This window comes from Actinoplanes sp. NPDC051388 (genome assembly GCF_055586225.1).
In genome coordinates this window covers 1-1,074 of record NZ_JBVJIP010000049.1, presented here as the reverse complement: position 1 = coordinate 1,074, position 1,074 = coordinate 1, and the positions used below count along the sequence as shown (strand labels likewise).

The 1,074-nt window shown below is 64.7% G+C and carries 1 protein-coding gene; it reads left to right on the top strand.

Going from position 1 to position 1,074, the window contains the following annotated elements; genetic code table 11:
* Positions 1–230: hypothetical protein (locus tag ACZ6TI_RS48140; protein ID WP_465352038.1), on the top strand; the 230-nt coding region annotated here is incomplete at its 5' end.
* Between the last annotated feature and the right edge of the window lie 844 nt (positions 231–1,074).

Here is a 1,074-nt window from a genome sequence, read left to right as displayed (position 1 = left end):
GGGTCCGGCTCGCGTCCGCCATCGCCCTGCTCGCACACGGCGTGGCGACCCTGCCGGTGCTGGATCTCGCGTTCGACGCGCTCGACGACCCCGCGCCGTACGCCGGCTGGCCGAAGCGGTCGTCCATCTGGCTGTCGGGCGGTAGCGAGCTCACCGAGCTGCTGTCGGACGAGTTCGTCGAGCTGGACGAGGACACACTCATGGACGCGATCGACACCGTCGGGGAATGAACGAGGCGGAAGAGCGGTGGCCGGCACTGTCCATGGTGCTGGACGACCGGGAGATGGTGCTCGAGGAACGCCGAGAGGACGATGAATCCGACGACGAGCCCGTCCGGTGACGCCCCCGAAGAACATCGGCCAGGACACACCACCGACGGTAGGACGCACAGTCCAGCCCGCAACTGCTACCGACACCTGCCTCCCGTGGGGCGCCATTACTCAGCCAAGCTCGTGATCTGGGTAGTGTCAGTTGATCGCGGAGCGGCGGCTTCCTGAGTTGAGCCTGTTCAAGTTTCGAGTTGCAGTTCCTGAACGCGTTCAAAGAATGCGCACATCTCGATCATTGTGCTCGACGAACGGCCAGGCCTGAGGCACAGACGAGTTTCGGCACCCACAGCGCCTGGCCTGGTTTCCTGAACTGGTGCAAATTGAGCCGGACTCGTCCGGGCCGATCCGTCCGCATCCGATCATGCGTTTCGGCCCGGGCGGACATTCGCTTCGGGCGCCGGGGACTCAGGACCGTCGACGCTGCGGATGCCGACAACCCCATCTGTGCAGCTCACCCCGCATGATCGTATTCGTGGAGGAGTCCGCCGAGACGATCATTCGGCAGACGCGGAGACGGGTGATCGCGGCAGGATTGGTGATCGGCTCGGGTAGCGGACGCAGGGGTCGGGCGTTCGCGATTCCCCGGTGAGGACGATGACGGTGTGGTGCTGTTCGTACTCGCAGCGCGTGTAGCAGGTGTGCCTGGTTCCAGATCAGCGTCCGGTCGAGCAGCTCATACGGGAGGACTGGATCCATCGTTCCATGATCGAGTTCATTCGGGGCATGCGGACGCCGCTGAGGGGTC